Here is a 17092-nt window from a genome sequence, read left to right on the forward strand (position 1 = left end):
TTGTCTATAGTTTAAGGTTTATCTTGCTGAAAATAAAGATACTTACACTGTTTTTAATTGCCTTTATAGGAAAGGCCACCATAGCTGCTGGGCAAAAGCAGATGGATTCACTAGCTACCGTTTCCTTTTTGAAAGAGATTGGCGAAGTGGAACTGATGAGTTATAGGTTAAGTTTTAGTCCTGACGGACGAAAGCCAAAGGAATTTTCCAGCAAATTCGAAGATTTTAATGCTGTTCTATCTTTTAAAGATTCCGTCGAATCTGCCGGGCTATCCCCACAGCAACTTCACTATTACATCTCTGACGAGGAGAAGGATTTTGAAAATGTGATGAGTTATATTGATATTATACAAGATAATGACCTATACATTGCCGATCAGGATCCCGGTTTATCCAATGGTACAGACCAACTCCTTATAGCTGCAAATCAGCTTGGTTTTAAGCCTTTCTATCGGTTTAGGAGTAGGATACTAAGTGATATTAAGTTTGTTATTCTCATTGGAATCCTGTTGCTGTTTGTCATTACATTTTTATTGTTGCTCTTCTTTATTTTCGTAGTCAAGGCACGGAACGCACGGCGTGAACGACTGACCAAACAGTATGTGGATATCTGCAGAGAGCCTCTTTCTGCTTTTCTGTTTACATATAGTGTAGACGAAGTAAATGAACTTAGTTTTGATGAAGTAGTGGGACTTTTTGATACAAAGGAATTTAAATCTACCGCATTTAAAAATACCCTGATAAATGAAATCATCAATCTAAACAAAAACCTTAAAGGAGACTTTAAAGATAAATTAAGGATTATTTATACTAAGCTAAAGCTGGACAATTACTCCATAAAGAAGTTAAAAAGCAGGAATTGGGAAATGCAGGCTACCGGCACGATGGAGGTCTATGAAATGAATATTGGAAAGGCGGCACTGCATCTGGAAAAACTATTGCATTCAAAAAATTTCGTAGTAAGATCCAACGCTGTGAGGGCTTATTTGCACCTTTCGGCAAATAAGGATCTGAGCTTCTTGGGCAAACAAACCTATCCGCTTTCCAGATGGCAACAAATGTGGCTGTATCGGGTGGTCAGAAATACCTCGTCCATGGGAAAAGTGGACTTGGTAAGGCTCATAAAATCTGAGAATGAAAGTATTCGGATTTTTGGTGTGAAACTAGTGAGGCTTTTAGGGAGGATGGAGATCATCGAGCAGTTATCCGAAATGTTTTCAGCCGCTACACTTGAAGAAAAGTATGAAATACTTAAAACGTTTAAATCGCTCGCAGCACATACCACAATAGAGTTAGTGCATGGAAGTTTTCAGAGTGATGACTTAAAACTGGCCAAGCTTTCAGCAGAACTCATGGGAGTGATCGGCAATGAGATCTCTGTGGCATTGATCATGGAAAAGTTAAAAAGCGAGCAACCTTTTGCTTTGGAAAAAAGCATGTTGACAAGTTTATCCTACCTGGATCCCGAAATGATGAATTGGGCCGTCAGCCATTTTAAGCGACCCCAAATGGAAGCGATACAGTTACACATAAAAGATACATTACTGGAACATGTATAGTCTATTATTTGATCTCTTGATAGATCTGTTTGGTATTTTCTTTCTGCTATACGGTTTTGCCGTGATCGTTATCTATATGACCATTACGGCATTGTCCGGACTGGAACTGCGTGAACAGTTTAAGAAAAACAAATTTGTAGATTATAAAGATGTCATTACTACGCCTATGGCCCCGGGGGTTTCGATCTTGGCACCAGCCTATAACGAAGGAAAAAGCTTGGTCCAAAATGTCAGGAGTTTACTTTCACTGCATTTCAGTAAATATGAAGTGATCATCATCAACGATGGGAGCAAGGACAATTCCATGGAAGTTTTAGTGGAAAACTTTGACTTGAGAAAGACGGATTATGCATTTGAGCAGACCATCGATACCAATCGCGTAAGAGCCGTATATAAATCTACAAACCCTTCTTTCAGCAAGCTCATCGTGGTGGACAAGGAAAATGGAGGAAAAGCAGACGCGCTCAATGCAGGCATCAATGTTTCCAATCAAGAACTGATCGCCTGTATCGATGTGGACTGCATTCTAGCTCCGGATTCGATCATACGGATGTTACGTCCATTTCTAGAAGAAACCCACAAGAAAGTCATCGCCGTAGGTGGGGGCATTGGTGTAGCCAATAATTGTGATATCAAAGATGGTACTGTGGTAAAATATCGGGTGCCGTCCACATTGTTGGGCAGGTTTCAGGTGATAGAATATTTTAGAAGTTTCCTTTTGGGAAGAATGGCATGGTCTCGCATAAATGGTCTGCTGCTTATTTCAGGAGCCTTTGGTTTTTTTGACAAAGAATTGGTCAAGAAGGTGGGAGGTTACTTTCCCGCCACGGTAGGTGAGGATATGGAACTGGTAGTAAGGATGAGGCGATACATGGAGGAACAAAAAATTCCTTACAAGGTGTCTTTTGTATCGGATCCACTATGCTGGACGGAAGTGCCTGAATCCGAAGAGGTTCTGTCTAAGCAGCGTAACAGGTGGATGAGGGGCACGATAGAAACGCTTCAACTCCATCGGAAAATGCAGTTTAATTTGAAATATGGTTTTACAGGCATGGTGAGCTTTCCTTTTTGGACAATATTCGAAAAAAATGCGCCTATTATTGAATTTTTAGGGGTGATATATACCTTCATTCTTATCTTTTTGGGTGAGTTTAGTGCGGTTTATTTCATCAGTCTCTTTGTGCTGATTTATTTTTTTTCGGTAATGCTATCATCCTTCAGTATTCTTTTTGAAGAACTTTTCTTCAAAAAATATGGAAGGAAAGGAGATCTGAGAAAATTGATCATCACGGTCCTTAAGGAACCTTTCTTTGTACATCCAAAACTTATGCTTTGGTGCATGAAAGGACACTGGAACTTTATTAAAGGCATTGGCGGATGGGGTGAAATGGTACGAACAGGTTTTAAAAACACAAAATGATCAACGCAACTAGGCATATGAAAAATAGTATTTTATTCTTTGTTTTTTTTATCGTTTTGTTTGCGCATCAGACAAGCGGACAGACCTCTTTTGATCCAGATAAGAATTTTCTTGAGGCGAGGGATTTAGCCCTCGATGGCAAAAGAGATGAGGCGATCGCACTAGGGCTGGAGATTGTGGAGAGATATCCGGGATACAGCGATGTCTGGATACTGCTTGGAAGGGTCAATGCCTGGGAGGGAAGATATGATTCCGCTTCTGTGTATTTCGAAAAGGCCATAGCGGTGAGTCCTGACTATGAAGATGCCTATAACGGTTATTTGGATAACCTCTTTTGGGGCGAACAGTATGATAAGGCCCAACAAGTACTGGATCGAGCAGAGGAACAATTTGGAAGTAATGCATCACCTGGCTTGACTTATCGAAAGTCCAGGTTACATTATTATCGAGAGGAATACGAGGAAGCACTCGATATAGCAGAAAAGTTATACAAGAAAAAAGCAGATATCGATGGCTTATTGTCCTATATCAGTAATTTAAAACGCCATACCAGAAACAGTGCCGTTGGGATGACTGTGGATTCTGACAGTTTCCAGGGGGAGATTTCCCCTTGGCAGACTTATTCACTGTATGCAAGGACAAGATTGGGATTTATGGGTAGTGTCATTGCCAGGGCCACACATTCCCACCGTTTTGATGCTTATGGTACGCAATATGAAATCGATGCTTATCCTAGCCTGGGAAAAAACTTCTATGCGTACATCAACGGTGGCTTTAGCAATGCTTCTTTCTTTCCAGATTATCGGTTCGGGACCTCCATCTATTGGAGTTTACCGAAGGCTTTTGAGTTTGACATCGGCTATAGGCATTTGAAATTTTCTGAAATCACGCATATCCTTACCGCTTCTGTAGGCAAATATACTGGTAACTGGTGGCTAAACTTAAGAGCGAACCACGTCCCTTCTAGCAATGGAGGCTCTATAAGTGGAAATATCCAGGCGAGGTACTACTTTAAGGGAGCAGAGGATTACCTGATGGTGCAGTTCAGTACTGGCGTGAGTCCTGATGAAGAGGATAGAGACCTTCAGTCCCAGCTGCTGGATTCCTATAGGGGAAGGCTGGGATATCAGCAACTATGGACACCTAGGTGGATGGGATATGCTTTTCTAGGTTATTCGTATGATGAGCTTAGCCCAGGAAATTACCGTCCCAATCTTAACATTTCAATCGGTACAGAATTTAGATTTTAATGGCGGATCTTAAAGGCGCTTATCAGTTTAGCAAAAATAATCTACTGACTATTGTCAGGTCATTACTTGTTTTCTTGATCCCGTTGGTTGTTTTTCCTGGGATTACATATTTCATTTGGTATGTGCAGCCCAGTGTTAAAAAAAATGTATTGATAATCGATAAAACTGTGGCAGATGTCGAGAGGCAGGAACATCGATCTATTTTCTGGGTTTTAAAACACCTTAGGTATAAAAACTCTCATGGTGAGTATTATAACTATAAAGAAGACTACCTAGGGTATTTCCCTGATGAAGAAAGTAAAGAAAAGAGCCTGGATATCCTTTCATCTGCTCAAATTGATTCAATAAATAATGTAACTGACATAGTTTATATAGCTGATAATTACGGGGTTTACGAGTCTGATTTTTTAGATGTAGATAACAATATTTCACCAAAAATATACGGTGGCCTGACCCAGAAAGATCTTGATCTTTTAGTTTATTCCATAGCATCAGGAAAGCTGGTATTTGCGGAATTTAACAGTATGGGTGCGCCTACCTCAAAATACCTCAGAAGTGAATTTGAAAACCTCTTTGACATAAAATGGTCAGGGTGGATCAGTCGGTATTTTGATGAAATGGATACTGTGATCAATGAAGAAATTCCTGAATGGCTGATCAGTAATTATAATAAACAGCACGATGAAGATTGGAATTTCCAAGGTGCGGGACAGATCTTCGTAAGTGAGTTTGGCCAGATTGAGGTATTTAAAGTGGGGGTTGACATCACTGTAAAAGTACCCAAGGTTATTTCACCACTGGCAAGCCAGAGCACATACGGACTTCCCAAGGAAGCCAACTATCCGTACTGGTTTGAAATTTTGCGTATCGATCGTTCTTATGAAGTGATTAGTTATTTTGACCTTGGGCCCACACAGAGAGGAGTAGAAAAGCTAAAGGCTCTTGGATTGCCCAGGTATTTTCCTGCATCCATCACTAGAAAAGTAGGAGATGCCCGTATCTATTATTTTACAGGTGACTTTGCTGACAATCCCGTAAGCATGGAAACGGCCACATTCTATGGTGTACCCACGCTTTCAAAGCTAGCTAACGAAAAAGACGACTATTCAAATAGAACATCCTTTTTCTGGAATTATTACCTACCACTGATGACAAAAGCATTATCCAAGCAAAAGTGATGATTCAAGGGCATTCTCATGGAATAATAGCATTATTCTTTATGACGTAAGCGTCTTCATTTTTATACTGCTGAAATTCCGTAGTAAGCTTTTCATGCAGTGAAGGGTCATCTATCTGATCAATGTTCATGTTATCTGAAATCTTAAAGGCTACATCATCTGAGATGAAATATTCTCCATTGAGATAGTCCCTGAACTGATATTTGTTACGCATAAGGGCATGCTTGATATTCGACTGGAATTGCTGTGCGGTGTCCAGCACATATCCTCTCCAGGCCACTTCTTCTGGTGCTTTGATGTCATAATTTTTGTCCAAAAAGGCCAAAAGGCTCGTTGGCACCTCGAAGTGAGTCGTTAGAGCCGCCATCTGCTTTGGCCTTTTTAGTTTTGTGGAATACATCAAAAGAGGTACATGAAACCGGTCTATCAGGGATGACATGGGGATTTCAGGCAAGCGGTGATCACCCGTGATGATAAAGATCGTATTGTCGAAGTCTTTTCTCTTTCTATAATCCGTAAAAAATTCCCTGATGGCATCATCCACATACATAATACTTGCGAGTTCTTTTTGATACTTACTGAGGGAAATGGTAGGGTGAGTGTATTGTTTAGCTTCTAGGTATGCTGTCACTTTTTGATTGTAGTAAGATTGCCTCGGAATGACAAATGGCGAATGGGAAGACATGGTCTGGAAAATATTGACCTGAGGCTTATCCGTGGAAGGAATTTTTCTTAAACCATTTTTAAAATTCTCTTTATCGGCGTATCCCCAGGAAAAGCCATTGGACTCAGCAGGCGATTTTTTAAAGTCCTTGTCAAATTTATTGACGTCCACAATGAGGTCCACACCTTGATGTTGCATGAATTTATCTGTATTGTCAAAGTGCTTATCTGAGCCTATAAAGTAATTGATTTGGTAATCATTATCTTTCAGCACTGAAAGCAATGTTCGGTGCTTGGGATAGGGGGTAGCTTCCATAAATCCATGTTCACCAAAAGGTAATCCCCCGAATAACCCTGGTAACACGCCAAAGGTTCGCCCGGTACTGGAAAGGTTGTTTTTCCAATAAAGGCTCTGGTCACTAAGTGAATCCAAAAACGGTGTCCAACTTCCCAAATAAGCATCTGGCCCTGAGTAGGCTTTCCCAAGCCCTTCTACGATCACAAAAACCAAATCAGGAGCACTATCAAACGGTTCAAAATATGCACCAAGTAAATCCGGGTAGTTGTTTTTATGCAAAAGTGGATATTGGGTATCCACGTATTTCTTATGAAACAAATTGTTTTCATCATTGGTAGATGAAAGATAAAAATCAAAATATATGTTTTCTGCAGAGGCAAAGTAATCATATGATTCCTGATAGAGAAAGAAGGACTTATTCTCAGCTAGAAAATAGGAAAGTCCAGTAAGTCCTTTGGATGAATTTAATGGAACTATCATCAGCACCACCAATATAAAAAAAGCTATTCCAGGGATAATCAGCGCACCTTTTTCTTTGATATTTATAAATTTTCCCAAACTAAAAAGCCAATAAAAAAAGACCAATGCCACAAGCAGGACCATAACGGAATAGAAATTAAACATGCCGGCGGCCATAACGGTCTCTTTTATATCACTGAACGAATAGGTATATACGTCTGCACCAAGAGGGACTAAGGCCCGGGAAAAATAAAATACCAGCCCCATTGCTGTAAGTATTAAGGCACTAAAAATGACTTTCAATAAAAAGTAAGACAATTTTGGAAAAACCATTCCCAAAAAGGCTTGAATGATAAAAAATATTCCTATCGCATACAAAGACCATTTTAGCGTTTGCAGGACATTGGTGATCAGTATATTAGGATGTGAAAGGATGCTGATATCATGCATTTTTCCGATCCAAAAGACCTCCCAAAAACTCAAAGTAATTTGCAAAAACAGGAAAATCACGCCTATTTGCCAGAATTTAATCAAATTGCTTGTAATTTTGGATACGAAAGTAGATTGAATACCTGTTTTTTGACTCATTCTTTATCGATTGACTGGTGTTTAAAGCGGTTATAACAATACAACTACTAAAATTTAACGCAAAATAACTATATTGATCAATAAATTCGAAAATTATAAAATGAATAAAAGTTCCTTAATAAAAGAACTATTTTCCAATATAAAAACTACTGGAGCGGTAACTTTTAGCTCCAGGTATTTGGTAAATAAAATGCTATCCTTCGCCAATTTTAAAGGGGCCAAGGTTATTGTGGAGCTGGGAGGAGGAGATGGAAGTATCACCCGGGGAATCATCGATCGAATGGATGAGGACGCTACACTTTTGGTATTTGAAATCAGTGAGGCTTTTTGTAAAAACCTTGGACGGCAGTTTCCCCAGAAAAATGTAAAAATCATCTGTGACTCAGCAGAAAATATGGATACTTATCTTGAAGGAGAGGGAGCTGATCTCATTCTCTCATCATTGCCTTTTAGCCTTATCCCTAAAGAAGCCAGAATGGAGATATATAAAAAGAGCCGCTCTAATTTAAAAGAAAGCGGTTATTTCATCCAGATATGCTATAGTTACCTCTTGAAATTCCAGTTTGCCAACTACTTTAAGAATATACGTACAGCATTTACCCTCAGAAACTTTCCGCCTGCTTTTATCATGATCTGCCGCTAAACGGGGAATCCTTCAGGCGTTTGCTGTTTTTGGGACAATTAATGTCATATATTTTACACCTTGGGATAGAAGCGTTAACTTCATACGGATGAGTGATGAAGTTTTTAAAGGCAGAGGATCAAAGATTGCACCGCACAATCCATACTTGAAGCGGAAAGAGGTAGCAGAGCACTTGGAAGGGCTTGATGAAGAGAAGTATACCGAGAAACCGGTAACCAAGTTTTATCAGGAACATGCCAAAAAAGGGTTAAGTACCAATGACAGCCCTGACTTGCCCTTAAACTACTCAGTGAATCCCTACCAAGGCTGTGAACACGGCTGTATTTATTGCTATGCGCGTAACTCCCATCAATATTGGGGATTCGATGCAGGTTTGGGATTTGAAACCAATATCATTGTAAAGCAGGATATTGACGAAGTTCTCAAAAAGCAGTTTAAAGCCAAAAACTATCGACCGCAGACCATCATGCTTTCCGGCAATACCGATTGCTATCAGCCTGCTGAAAAAAAATATCAATTGACCAGAAAAATTCTTCAGCTTTGCTTGGAAGTAAGTCATCCGGTAAGCGTGATTACTAAAAATAGTCTTATTCAGCGTGATGCAGATATTATAATGGCGCTGGCCCGTAAACGACTTATTCACGTATATTTTTCCATTAATCACTTAGATTCGAGGCTGAAGGCGAGTCTGGAGCCGCGTACTGCGACAGGCAAGAAAAAAATAGCCCTCATCCGCCAATTTACCCAATTGGGGATTCCCTGTGGCGTGATGGTTGCCCCCATTATTCCTGCCCTGAACAATCAGGATATCACTGAAATCATCCAGAAATGTGCTGAAGCTGGTGCCTTGGCTGCTGGCTATACTGTAGTAAGGCTAAACGGGAATGTAAGGGAGGTATTCAAAGCCTGGATTCACGAGACCTATCCGGACCGGGCAGATAAGGTACTCCATCAGATCGAACAGCTGCATGGAGGAAAGCTGAATGATACCGAATGGGGAAGGCGAATAAAAGGGAATGGGCCGTTGGCGACTGTAATTGACCAAATTTTCTCCAGTGCAAAAGCGAAGTACCTTGGTGGAAGGTCCATGCCGGAGTTAGATTTTTCTGCTTTCAATGCAAATGGGCAGTTGAAGTTATTTAAATGATGAAACAATGCATAATATTTTGGAAATAGCTATTTTGGAAATGGGTAGACAGAAGGGAGAGCAACCATTTTCCTGTATAGAAGTGATCCAATGGCTATACCCGCAGGACTGGAAGCACTTCACCAAGGAAATCCTGCATTCCGCCCAATCCTTGGAAAAAGAGGGTAAAATCATCCTTTCAGAAAATGATGAGATCAAAGTGCTGTAGGGAAAAATATATGAGTGGATGATCTCGTATTAGGTATTTTAAAAGCAGCAACAAACAATAATAGCGCATATGACGACACTTCCGAAGACTCCCATACACGATATACCAGCAGGTAAACAGGTGGCCACCTTTGGCGCAGGATGTTTCTGGTGTATCGAGGCCGTGTATCAGAATATCCGTGGCGTAGAAGAGATCATGCCTGGCTATGCTGGAGGTTTTGTCCAAGGGCCCACTTACAAGGAGGTATCCACTGGTACGACTGGACATGCAGAGGTGATCCATTTCTTTTATGATCCGCACATCATTTCTTTTCAGGATCTACTGGAAGTCTTCTGGGCCACCCATGATCCCACGACACTTAACCAGCAGGGAGCGGACATTGGTCCACAGTATAGATCGGCCATTTTCTATCATACGGAAGAACAGCGAAATACAGCAGCAGAATTCAAAACATTGATCGAGAAAGCGGAAGTATATGAGAGCCCCATCGTCACGGAAATCACGGCGTTTACGAATTTTTACCCAGCGGAAAATTACCATGTCAATTATTATGAAAACCACCCGAACCAACCCTATTGTCAACTCATGATCAAACCAAAACTAGAAAAACTCAAAAAGGTATTTGGACAGCATACAAAACTGATTTAGAGCTAATCATACAGTCCGTGATCAATTCATTGGTCATGCAAGATCCTTTAATAAGTTGAGCAGTACTTTTTCTGATCTGTTGTGGGAGTGATGAAAGTCTTTATTTCCGACATCCAACGCGGGCTTCCACTTATTACAGCGGTAATACTCAAAAATAACGGGGTGAATATAGTATTTTTCACAAATGGATTTAGTATTGCTCAGTCGATCGGCGACTTTTGAAATTACCGCTGATATCACCTCTTCCCGTTTCTCCTGAACAGAAGGAAATTGGTGGCGTATAAGGTATTCTACGGCCAGAACGCTTCCTGACCATGTTCTTAAGTCCTTTGCCGTATAAGGGCCTCCTGTAGTGTTTTTTATGTATGTGTTGACCATTTCTGAATCTATTGGTATGGACTGATGCTCTGCTCCAATATGTTTAAAAAGTGCTTCTCCGGGCAGATTCCTACATTTCCTTACGATATGGGCAAGTTGTTTATGTCGGAGCGAAAGTTCTTGAACAATTCCCTTTTTACCGGGAAATGAAAACATCATCTTATCTTTATGTATGGTCACATGCTCCTGTTTCAAGGTCGTCAGGCCATAAGAACCATTTTCTTCCTCATAATATTCATTACCTATTCTTGCGTGGAGCTTTAGCAGTAGTGAAACCACTGTGGCCAATACCCTCTGTAACGGTAAGCCACTTACAGATAAATCCTCTGAAATAGCCTTTTTGATATGGGGAAGTAGCAAGCCAAAAGGATAAAGCTGCGAAAATTTGGTCTGGCTTCTTAATGTAATCCATTCTGAATGATAAAGGTATTGTTTGCGGTCTTTTTTGTCATAGCCGGTTGCTTGGATATGTCCTTTAGGGCTCTCGCAAATCCACACCTCAGTCCAGGCAGGTGGTATGACCAATGCTTTAATTCTCTTTAATATACCTGCATTCTCCACCTTTTTTCCATTGGTATAATGGTACGAAAAGCCTTTCCCACGGCGAATTCTCCTGATGCCCAAATCATCACTGTCTATATAACGTAGACCAATGATCTCGGCACATTGCTCGTTTTCCCTTGACAGAAGGGTGAGTTTTTTTTGTGTGAGTTTTTCCATGGACCGGGAAAAGCGTGGGATGGGTCAAAAAAGCCCCGGAAACCATCCGGGGCTTTTTTGGTTACAACATAAAGTGAAATGGAAAATCTACAATATGTTTTTGTCCCTTTTGTAGCCATAGTAGGCATGAACTTTATTTATAAAGTCATATTGGGGACCGGTTGGCCAGTTATCCTTATCAAAACCAGGAGATGCTTCCAGTCTGTCTTTGTCCACGTCCAAAATGATGACTTCATCTTGGTGATTGTCCAGTGAAAGTGCCTGCCATGGAATGGCAAAGAACTTACTTCCCAGATTAAGGAAACCGGTATCCACTTCCAGGACCGCATAGGCTATATGGCCAGTGCTGGTTTCTATCATCAGGTCTTTGATGCTGCCGATTTTTTCGTCCAGCGGTGTTTTTACAGTCGTTCCTTTGATGGAACTGCCTGATAGGATCAGATCATTCACTTCATTTCTCATCGTTTTGTGGTTAAATTGGCAATTCTTCAGATACCTAAGTATATTCAATTCCCGTACCACTGGGACAGAATACAACAGGACGATAGTAGGGACTGATTGGTCAAATAGGAGTGGCGATAGAATGGTACATAATTCTGAGATAAGTTTCACTTTGTGGCTGATGGCAAATGCTACGATTACCTGTTGGAAATGTCCTTCACAGATTGCCTTAAATGAAAATTACCAGTATGTTGACTAAGCAATAGCCGATAAATTATGGAGATCAATTTAAAAATTGACCAGAATGTACTTTGTAAAGTGATTATTAATGAAATATTGAAAGCAGAAGGAATTGTCTATGAGCTTCAATCGTCCGCCACAGTTAAGATCACTAAGCCACTCGCACCAGACAAACTCGATCAGTTGGCCAAGCGTCTGTTGCCTTATGGGATTACGATTATTGATGACCAGAAAGAAGCAATGGTACAAAAAATCAAAACCCTGATCATCGATATGATCAGGGGTGACGAGGAAAGTTTACCAATGAATACTTCCTCTTATCTTAGTGAAAGGCTGGGATTTAGTTATGGTTATCTGTCTAATCTTTTTTCAGAAATAACCATGACGACCATTGAAAATTTTCTCATTATGCAAAAGATTGAAATGGTCAAACACCTGCTTTCCAACCATAATCTCACCCTTACTGAAATAGCCTACCGGCTAAATTACAGCAGTGTAGCCCATCTCTCCAATCAATTCAGAAAAACGACCGGTCTGACCCCATCTGCATTTCAACGGATCCTTTCAATGAAAAAAGAAAAACTGGAATCATAAAATACCACAGCTTATCGGATAATATTGTAAGCCTGCATGTAAATGATGTAATCTTTTTAGCCCCCTTTGGCTTCATAGTTGGTCTATTGAAAATAAAAAACAACAATGGAAGAAGACAAAGGAAAACCGGGACAAGTGCAATCTCACCAACCTGGCAAGGAATATAAAATGAACCCTGCCCCAGCGTATATTAAACCCGGATATAAAGGTAATGGCAAACTGAATGATAAGGTAGCAATCATCTCTGGGGGTGACAGCGGTATAGGAAGGGCAGTAGCGGTGCTCTTTTCCTGCGAAGGAGCGAAAGTGGTCATCGCCTATCTCGAGGAGGAAAAAGATGCTGAAGAGACCAAGCGCTTGGCAGAAGAACAGGGCGGCCAAATCCTCCTGATCAAGGCAGATCTTAGCAGAAAATCCGATTGTAAAAAAGTAGTATCAGAAACCTTAGCGAAATTTGGCCAACTCAATATTGTTATCAATAATGCAGCGCAGCAATATGTCCAAAGACAATTGGAGGATATTGATGAAGCACAATTGAGAAAAACCTTTGAAACCAATATTTTCTCCTACTTTTTCCTTACCCAAGAAGCACTTCCCCATCTCAAAAATGGCGACACGATCATTAACACCGCCTCTGTAACAGCGTACCGGGGGAAGCCTGAATTGATCGATTATTCTTCCACTAAAGGAGCCATAGTGGCCTTTACCAGGTCCCTGTCTACCAACTTGGCTTCTAGAAACATACGAGTAAACGGGGTAGCTCCCGGGCCTATTTGGACCCCGCTCATTCCGGCTTCATTTTCCGAGGAAGAGGTCAGTGAATTCGGGGTGCATGTTCCGCTGGGAAGACCCGGTGAGCCTTCAGAAGTGGCACCGTCATATTTGTTTCTTGCTACCGATGAAGCCAGTTATATCACAGGGCAGTTTATCCATCCAAATGGAGGTGAAATCCTCAATACCTAATTAGAGTATGTAATTAAAAATGATTTAAAATCACTATTATGAAAAACCAACAATTATTTCCATCTGCAATCTATGAAAACCTGGTGCAGGTAAAAGAAAGAAAAAAGAAAAATAGGACTAGCCAAGATGCTAGAAGTAATCACCCATACCAACAACGAGAACGTAAGAAGGATGAGGAGATTGACGAATCTATCCAATCCGATGCTGACCAAAAGTCAAAAAGTAAAATTGGTTATCCCGAAAGGTCATTTGGAGAACGTTCAAAATAAACTGTAAGAGCCATGAACGAAGAAGTGACGTATTTTCCAAAAGAAAGCCCCCAAGGAAATCTTTCCAAATGGGAGCGAATCGTGTCCATTGCTATAGGTACCTTGCTGGTCTATAAAGCGGTAAAATCAAAAAATAAATTCTTAGGGACCGGAGGAGCCTATGCCTTGTTCAGAGGCGCTTCTGGACATTGTTATTTAAAAGATGGACTTGCATGGAACGCAGATCTTGACCATAGAAATGTAAACATCAAAAAGTCCATCGAGATCGATCTTCCGGCCAATAATGTTTACGAATTCTGGAAAGCCTACCGTGATTTTCCCCATTCTCTCAAACATCTGAAGGGAGTAGAACAATTTAGTGATCAAAGGGCTATTTGGATCGTCAATCCCTTAATTCGTTGGGAAACTGAAATTGTTCATGATGAGCCCAATACCAGAATAGGGTGGAAGTCCTTTGGGGGCTCTATAATCAAACAATATGGAAATGTACATTTCGATGTTCTCCCTTCCAAAAAAACCAAAGTAACAGTAGCTATTTCTTACATTTTCCCATTTGGAAAGGCAGGAAAACTAGTGGCCAAGATGATCCAGCCCTTTATGAGTGCAACCATAGAAAAAGAGCTTTTTCGGCTCAAAAAGCACATGGAAAATCATAAGCTAGAGCAAGTCTAATTAGATTCTCTTGGTGTTTCTTTGAAAGTAGTCAAATTTCCTTTTAAGTAGTCGTCACATGCCGCAGCACATGTCCTGCATGCTTTTGCGCAGAGCTCGCAATGTTGGTGCTCATGTTTTTCACATATTTTTGCACATGCTTCACAGATGGATTTACAGTAGGCTACCAGTGGCTCAATATTAGAAAAGGAAGTGCTCAAGATTTTTGAAACCAGGGAGCAGACTTCACCACATACCGTGCAGTTTCTGATGCAGTCTACCATTCCATTGGGCTCATCTAGACAGGCATCGGCACAATAAAAGCAGGTAGAGGAACATTCATTTACTATTCTGAAAGTCTGTGTATTTTTCATGATAGTCGAAATTTAGTTTATGATCAGCCTATTTTTTCAAGCTAAAAACAACAAGTTTCCTGCCCCAGTTAAGTAGTGGAGTATATTCGGATAAAAAGCAATGGATTGACCGTGCTATTCTTAATGAATATTGGTCCAAATCCCTAATAAATTGGTTTTGGTCTCTTTCTGCTATGGTCAATACCTTAGTTAAGCTTGATAAATTCTCCTGAAATCAAATAGACCATAATAGAATGAAAAATTTTGTTGCTTTTTGATTACAGATTGTAACAGATATTGTCCATAGAGTATATGAATTATATAAATCTTGTAATAAATAGTGTAATGTAATGGGCGTCTTATACACTTAACTTTATATACAGCAAACAACTAAAGTGAAGAAAACTAATTCGTTCATTTAAATCAAAGAATTATGGAAAGCATACTCGTCGTTGATAATCAAGTATCCGTGTGTAATTTATTAAAAAAATACTTGACAAATAACGGTTACTCGGTGGATACAAGTACACAGGCCACACATGCACTTCAATTAATGAAGGGAAATTTTTATCATTTTGTAATCAGTGATTATCGATTGCCGAAAATGGATGGAAATGTATTTTTCCATATGATCAAAAGCATAAGCCCTAGAAGTAAAGTGATCTTTACTTCTAGTCAGGTGAACTTAAGGAATGTGGTCAATATGATTCGTGAAGGAGCCTCCAGTTACCTGGCAAAGCCCTTAAATCCCGATGAACTGGTGGAAGTACTCAAGCAAAGTCCAAGACCTGTTTCCCCGTCATCTACACCTGAGGAAAAGTCAGTGCCCAACAAAATACTACCTGATTATGTGATGGGAAAGAGCAAAAAAGCCGGGGAGGTTCAATACAAGGTGAGTAAAGTAGGCCCTACTAACTATTCGGTCATCCTGGAAGGTGAAACAGGTACTGGAAAAGAATCCTATGCACGCCTGATCCACCATTCCAGTGCTAGAAAGGACAAGCCCTTTGTTGCGGTGGACTGTGGATGCTTGTCCAGAGAATTGGCAGGAAGTGAACTTTTTGGACATGAAAAAGGGGCATTTACTGGAGCGGTTACCCAAAAGACAGGTTTTTTTGAAATGGCAAATGGGGGAACCATATTTTTGGATGAAATTGCCAATCTTGGTAGCGAAATCCAAATGGCACTTCTTAGGGCCCTTCAAGAAAAGGTCATCAGAAAGGTGGGAGGTACCAAAGAGATCCCCATAGACGTAAGGATCATTGCAGCTACCAATGAAAACCTGTATTCTAAATCCGGAACTTCAGGATTTCGGGAAGACCTTTATTATAGATTAAGTGAATTTGTACTGAAAGTACCGCCCCTGAGAGAAAGAGGGAATGATATTTATCAATTTATCGACTTTTTCCTTAAAAAGACCGCTCTGGAGCTCGACAAACAAAATGTTCCACAGTTTACTGATGAAGCATTGACTTATCTTAGAGAATATCCGTGGCCAGGAAATATCCGAGAGCTTAAAAATGCCATCCGAAGGGCTAGCCTCTTTATTAATGATAAAAACCTCGTTCCAGCATCGGCACTCCCGGAAATGATTAAAGCTAGCCAACATAGGGGAATTTCTATTTCGGGATTGTCAAATACGAATACTGGACCAAAGCACGGAGAGCATCAAGAAAAGGATCTAAAATCGGTAGCCTTGATGGCAGAATCAGAAAAAATAAAAGAGGTTTTGGAAGATGTAAAATATAATAAAACCAAAGCGGCACAGAAGCTTAATATTCACCGGAAAACACTTTACAGCAAACTAAAAGCCCTTAATATTACTTATTAATGAGATCTTTGGGAGTCAACACCTCGTTTAGTCGTGGCTGGAGAAACCACACGCCAATGGGGAATATCAAGGCCATAATGAATTCACTGAAATACTCGGTTTTGTGAGGCTGATGGTTTCTTTCGGCCATTACAAGCAAAAATGCCAAGTGATTTAAGCTGATAAACAGTAAGGACAGCGATATAAATAACATGATCGCAATGGAGATGGACAATAATGGGGAGTTTTCGATGGCATTAAAATGTTGGTCCATGGACTCCCCAGCCAGTAGTCCTCCTGAATGAAAATATAATATGGCCAATATCCCAAACACCATGGACACCAACAGTGCCAAGGAAAAACTGGAACTTGGAGTGATTTTTTTTTGGTCCAGTATTTTGCTCAAATATAAAATGCACGACCAAATCCACAAATACATCATCATCATTCCGATCAACATAGCGGACATATTAATACTGGCCATAGTGTTTTCAGAGATGTCGGCTCCTGCCAAATAAGTGGTATTGATCAATAGACTGCTCGCAAACGGAATACCCACAATGATGAGGAAAAGGGTATAATGTTTCATTTTGATAAATACTTCCATAGCTT

At 40.3% G+C, this 17092-nt stretch carries 18 protein-coding genes; 13 read left to right on the forward strand and 5 right to left on the reverse strand.

Annotated elements, in window-relative coordinates; all coding sequences use genetic code 11:
• Nucleotides 1–23: 23 nt before the first annotated feature.
• The 4 genes from FKX85_RS15325 to FKX85_RS15340 all read left to right on the forward strand — a co-directional run bounded on the left by FKX85_RS15325 (nucleotide 24) and on the right by FKX85_RS15340 (nucleotide 5407).
• On the forward strand, nucleotides 24–1559 hold the full coding sequence (locus FKX85_RS15325; protein WP_141615567.1) for a hypothetical protein: 1536 nt from the start codon (nucleotides 24–26) through the stop codon (nucleotides 1557–1559).
• Complete coding sequence (locus FKX85_RS15330; protein WP_141615568.1) at nucleotides 1552–2979, forward strand: glycosyltransferase family 2 protein; 1428 nt, start codon at nucleotides 1552–1554, stop codon at nucleotides 2977–2979. Before FKX85_RS15325 ends, FKX85_RS15330 begins: the two co-directional genes overlap by 8 nt.
• Before the next feature lie 17 nt (nucleotides 2980–2996).
• Complete coding sequence (locus FKX85_RS15335; protein WP_141615569.1) at nucleotides 2997–4229, forward strand: YaiO family outer membrane beta-barrel protein; 1233 nt, start codon at nucleotides 2997–2999, stop codon at nucleotides 4227–4229.
• Between the two features lie 149 nt (nucleotides 4230–4378).
• Complete coding sequence (locus FKX85_RS15340) at nucleotides 4379–5407, forward strand: hypothetical protein (RefSeq protein WP_141615570.1); 1029 nt, start codon at nucleotides 4379–4381, stop codon at nucleotides 5405–5407.
• 16 nt (nucleotides 5408–5423) lie between these two features.
• Here the strand turns inward: FKX85_RS15340 and FKX85_RS15345 are convergent, their stop codons facing one another.
• Nucleotides 5424–7361 carry an LTA synthase family protein gene (locus tag FKX85_RS15345; protein WP_168196275.1) on the reverse strand — a complete coding sequence of 646 codons (1938 nt, stop codon included), beginning with the start codon at nucleotides 7359–7361 and terminating at the stop codon, nucleotides 5424–5426.
• A 154-nt stretch (nucleotides 7362–7515) separates the two neighbouring features.
• Between FKX85_RS15345 and FKX85_RS15350 the strand changes: the two genes are divergently transcribed.
• From FKX85_RS15350 to msrA, 4 genes are all read left to right on the forward strand, one after another.
• Nucleotides 7516–8058: a class I SAM-dependent methyltransferase gene (locus tag FKX85_RS15350; protein WP_141615572.1), complete on the forward strand. Its 543-nt coding sequence runs from the start codon at nucleotides 7516–7518 to the stop codon at nucleotides 8056–8058.
• An 88-nt stretch (nucleotides 8059–8146) separates the two neighbouring features.
• A complete protein-coding gene (locus FKX85_RS15355; RefSeq protein ID WP_141615573.1) occupies nucleotides 8147–9205 on the forward strand; it encodes a PA0069 family radical SAM protein in 1059 nt (352 codons plus the stop codon).
• 7 nt (nucleotides 9206–9212) lie between these two features.
• A complete protein-coding gene (locus FKX85_RS15360) occupies nucleotides 9213–9413 on the forward strand; it encodes a hypothetical protein (protein WP_141615574.1) in 201 nt (66 codons plus the stop codon).
• A gap of 69 nt (nucleotides 9414–9482) precedes the next feature.
• Nucleotides 9483–10061 carry a peptide-methionine (S)-S-oxide reductase MsrA gene (gene msrA / locus FKX85_RS15365; protein ID WP_141615575.1) on the forward strand — a complete coding sequence of 193 codons (579 nt, stop codon included), beginning with the start codon at nucleotides 9483–9485 and terminating at the stop codon, nucleotides 10059–10061.
• Between the two features lie 33 nt (nucleotides 10062–10094).
• On the opposite strand, the gene FKX85_RS15370 is transcribed toward msrA, so the two are convergent.
• A complete protein-coding gene (locus FKX85_RS15370; protein ID WP_141615576.1) occupies nucleotides 10095–11159 on the reverse strand; it encodes a DNA topoisomerase IB in 1065 nt (354 codons plus the stop codon).
• Between the two features lie 87 nt (nucleotides 11160–11246).
• The gene (locus FKX85_RS15375; protein WP_229239646.1) at nucleotides 11247–11621 is read right to left on the reverse strand and encodes a PRC-barrel domain-containing protein; all 375 of its coding nucleotides are present in this window, start codon (nucleotides 11619–11621) and stop codon (nucleotides 11247–11249) included.
• A gap of 255 nt (nucleotides 11622–11876) precedes the next feature.
• On the opposite strand from FKX85_RS15375, the gene FKX85_RS15380 reads away from it, so the two are divergent.
• The 4 genes from FKX85_RS15380 to FKX85_RS15395 all read left to right on the forward strand — a co-directional run bounded on the left by FKX85_RS15380 (nucleotide 11877) and on the right by FKX85_RS15395 (nucleotide 14338).
• Entirely contained in the window at nucleotides 11877–12434 is a 558-nt protein-coding gene (locus FKX85_RS15380; RefSeq protein ID WP_141615577.1) for a helix-turn-helix domain-containing protein, read from the forward strand.
• 105 nt (nucleotides 12435–12539) lie between these two features.
• On the forward strand, nucleotides 12540–13397 hold the full coding sequence (locus tag FKX85_RS15385) for a glucose 1-dehydrogenase (protein WP_141615578.1): 858 nt from the start codon (nucleotides 12540–12542) through the stop codon (nucleotides 13395–13397).
• A 38-nt stretch (nucleotides 13398–13435) separates the two neighbouring features.
• Nucleotides 13436–13666 carry a hypothetical protein gene (locus FKX85_RS15390; RefSeq protein WP_141615579.1) on the forward strand — a complete coding sequence of 77 codons (231 nt, stop codon included), beginning with the start codon at nucleotides 13436–13438 and terminating at the stop codon, nucleotides 13664–13666.
• A 12-nt stretch (nucleotides 13667–13678) separates the two neighbouring features.
• Nucleotides 13679–14338 carry an SRPBCC family protein gene (locus FKX85_RS15395; protein WP_141615580.1) on the forward strand — a complete coding sequence of 220 codons (660 nt, stop codon included), beginning with the start codon at nucleotides 13679–13681 and terminating at the stop codon, nucleotides 14336–14338.
• Here FKX85_RS15395 and FKX85_RS15400 read toward each other — a convergent pair.
• Entirely contained in the window at nucleotides 14335–14691 is a 357-nt protein-coding gene (locus FKX85_RS15400) for a four-helix bundle copper-binding protein (RefSeq protein ID WP_141615581.1), read from the reverse strand. The genes FKX85_RS15395 and FKX85_RS15400 overlap by 4 nt on opposite strands.
• A gap of 412 nt (nucleotides 14692–15103) precedes the next feature.
• On the opposite strand from FKX85_RS15400, the gene FKX85_RS15405 reads away from it, so the two are divergent.
• A complete protein-coding gene (locus FKX85_RS15405; RefSeq protein WP_141615582.1) occupies nucleotides 15104–16501 on the forward strand; it encodes a sigma-54-dependent transcriptional regulator in 1398 nt (465 codons plus the stop codon).
• Here the strand turns inward: FKX85_RS15405 and FKX85_RS15410 are convergent.
• Nucleotides 16491–17087 (reverse strand): hypothetical protein, encoded by a 597-nt coding sequence (locus FKX85_RS15410; protein ID WP_141615583.1) that lies wholly within the window; start codon nucleotides 17085–17087, stop codon nucleotides 16491–16493. The two genes, FKX85_RS15405 and FKX85_RS15410, sit on opposite strands and share 11 nt — an antisense overlap.
• Nucleotides 17088–17092 lie beyond the last annotated feature (5 nt).

The organism is Echinicola soli, from assembly GCF_006575665.1.
In the GTDB taxonomy this organism is placed as follows: Bacteria; Bacteroidota; Bacteroidia; order Cytophagales; family Cyclobacteriaceae; genus Echinicola; species Echinicola soli.

Bases quoted from the DNA above. Each gene is read 5' to 3' on its own strand.
- FKX85_RS15330 (WP_141615568.1), top strand. From the start codon at position 1,552: ATGTATAGTCTATTATTTGATCTCTTGATAGATCTGTTTGGTATTTTC.
- FKX85_RS15335 (WP_141615569.1), top strand. From the start codon at position 2,997: ATGAAAAATAGTATTTTATTCTTTGTTTTTTTTATCGTTTTGTTTGCG.
- FKX85_RS15350 (WP_141615572.1), top strand. From the start codon at position 7,516: ATGAATAAAAGTTCCTTAATAAAAGAACTATTTTCCAATATAAAAACT.
- FKX85_RS15355 (WP_141615573.1), top strand. From the start codon at position 8,147: ATGAGTGATGAAGTTTTTAAAGGCAGAGGATCAAAGATTGCACCGCAC.
- FKX85_RS15360 (WP_141615574.1), top strand. From the start codon at position 9,213: ATGCATAATATTTTGGAAATAGCTATTTTGGAAATGGGTAGACAGAAG.
- msrA (WP_141615575.1), top strand. From the start codon at position 9,483: ATGACGACACTTCCGAAGACTCCCATACACGATATACCAGCAGGTAAA.
- FKX85_RS15370 (WP_141615576.1), bottom strand. From the start codon at position 11,159: ATGGAAAAACTCACACAAAAAAAACTCACCCTTCTGTCAAGGGAAAAC.
- FKX85_RS15375 (WP_229239646.1), bottom strand. From the start codon at position 11,621: ATGAGAAATGAAGTGAATGATCTGATCCTATCAGGCAGTTCCATCAAA.
- FKX85_RS15380 (WP_141615577.1), top strand. From the start codon at position 11,877: ATGGAGATCAATTTAAAAATTGACCAGAATGTACTTTGTAAAGTGATT.
- FKX85_RS15385 (WP_141615578.1), top strand. From the start codon at position 12,540: ATGGAAGAAGACAAAGGAAAACCGGGACAAGTGCAATCTCACCAACCT.
- FKX85_RS15390 (WP_141615579.1), top strand. From the start codon at position 13,436: ATGAAAAACCAACAATTATTTCCATCTGCAATCTATGAAAACCTGGTG.
- FKX85_RS15395 (WP_141615580.1), top strand. From the start codon at position 13,679: ATGAACGAAGAAGTGACGTATTTTCCAAAAGAAAGCCCCCAAGGAAAT.
- FKX85_RS15400 (WP_141615581.1), bottom strand. From the start codon at position 14,691: ATGAAAAATACACAGACTTTCAGAATAGTAAATGAATGTTCCTCTACC.
- FKX85_RS15405 (WP_141615582.1), top strand. From the start codon at position 15,104: ATGGAAAGCATACTCGTCGTTGATAATCAAGTATCCGTGTGTAATTTA.
- FKX85_RS15410 (WP_141615583.1), bottom strand. From the start codon at position 17,087: ATGGAAGTATTTATCAAAATGAAACATTATACCCTTTTCCTCATCATT.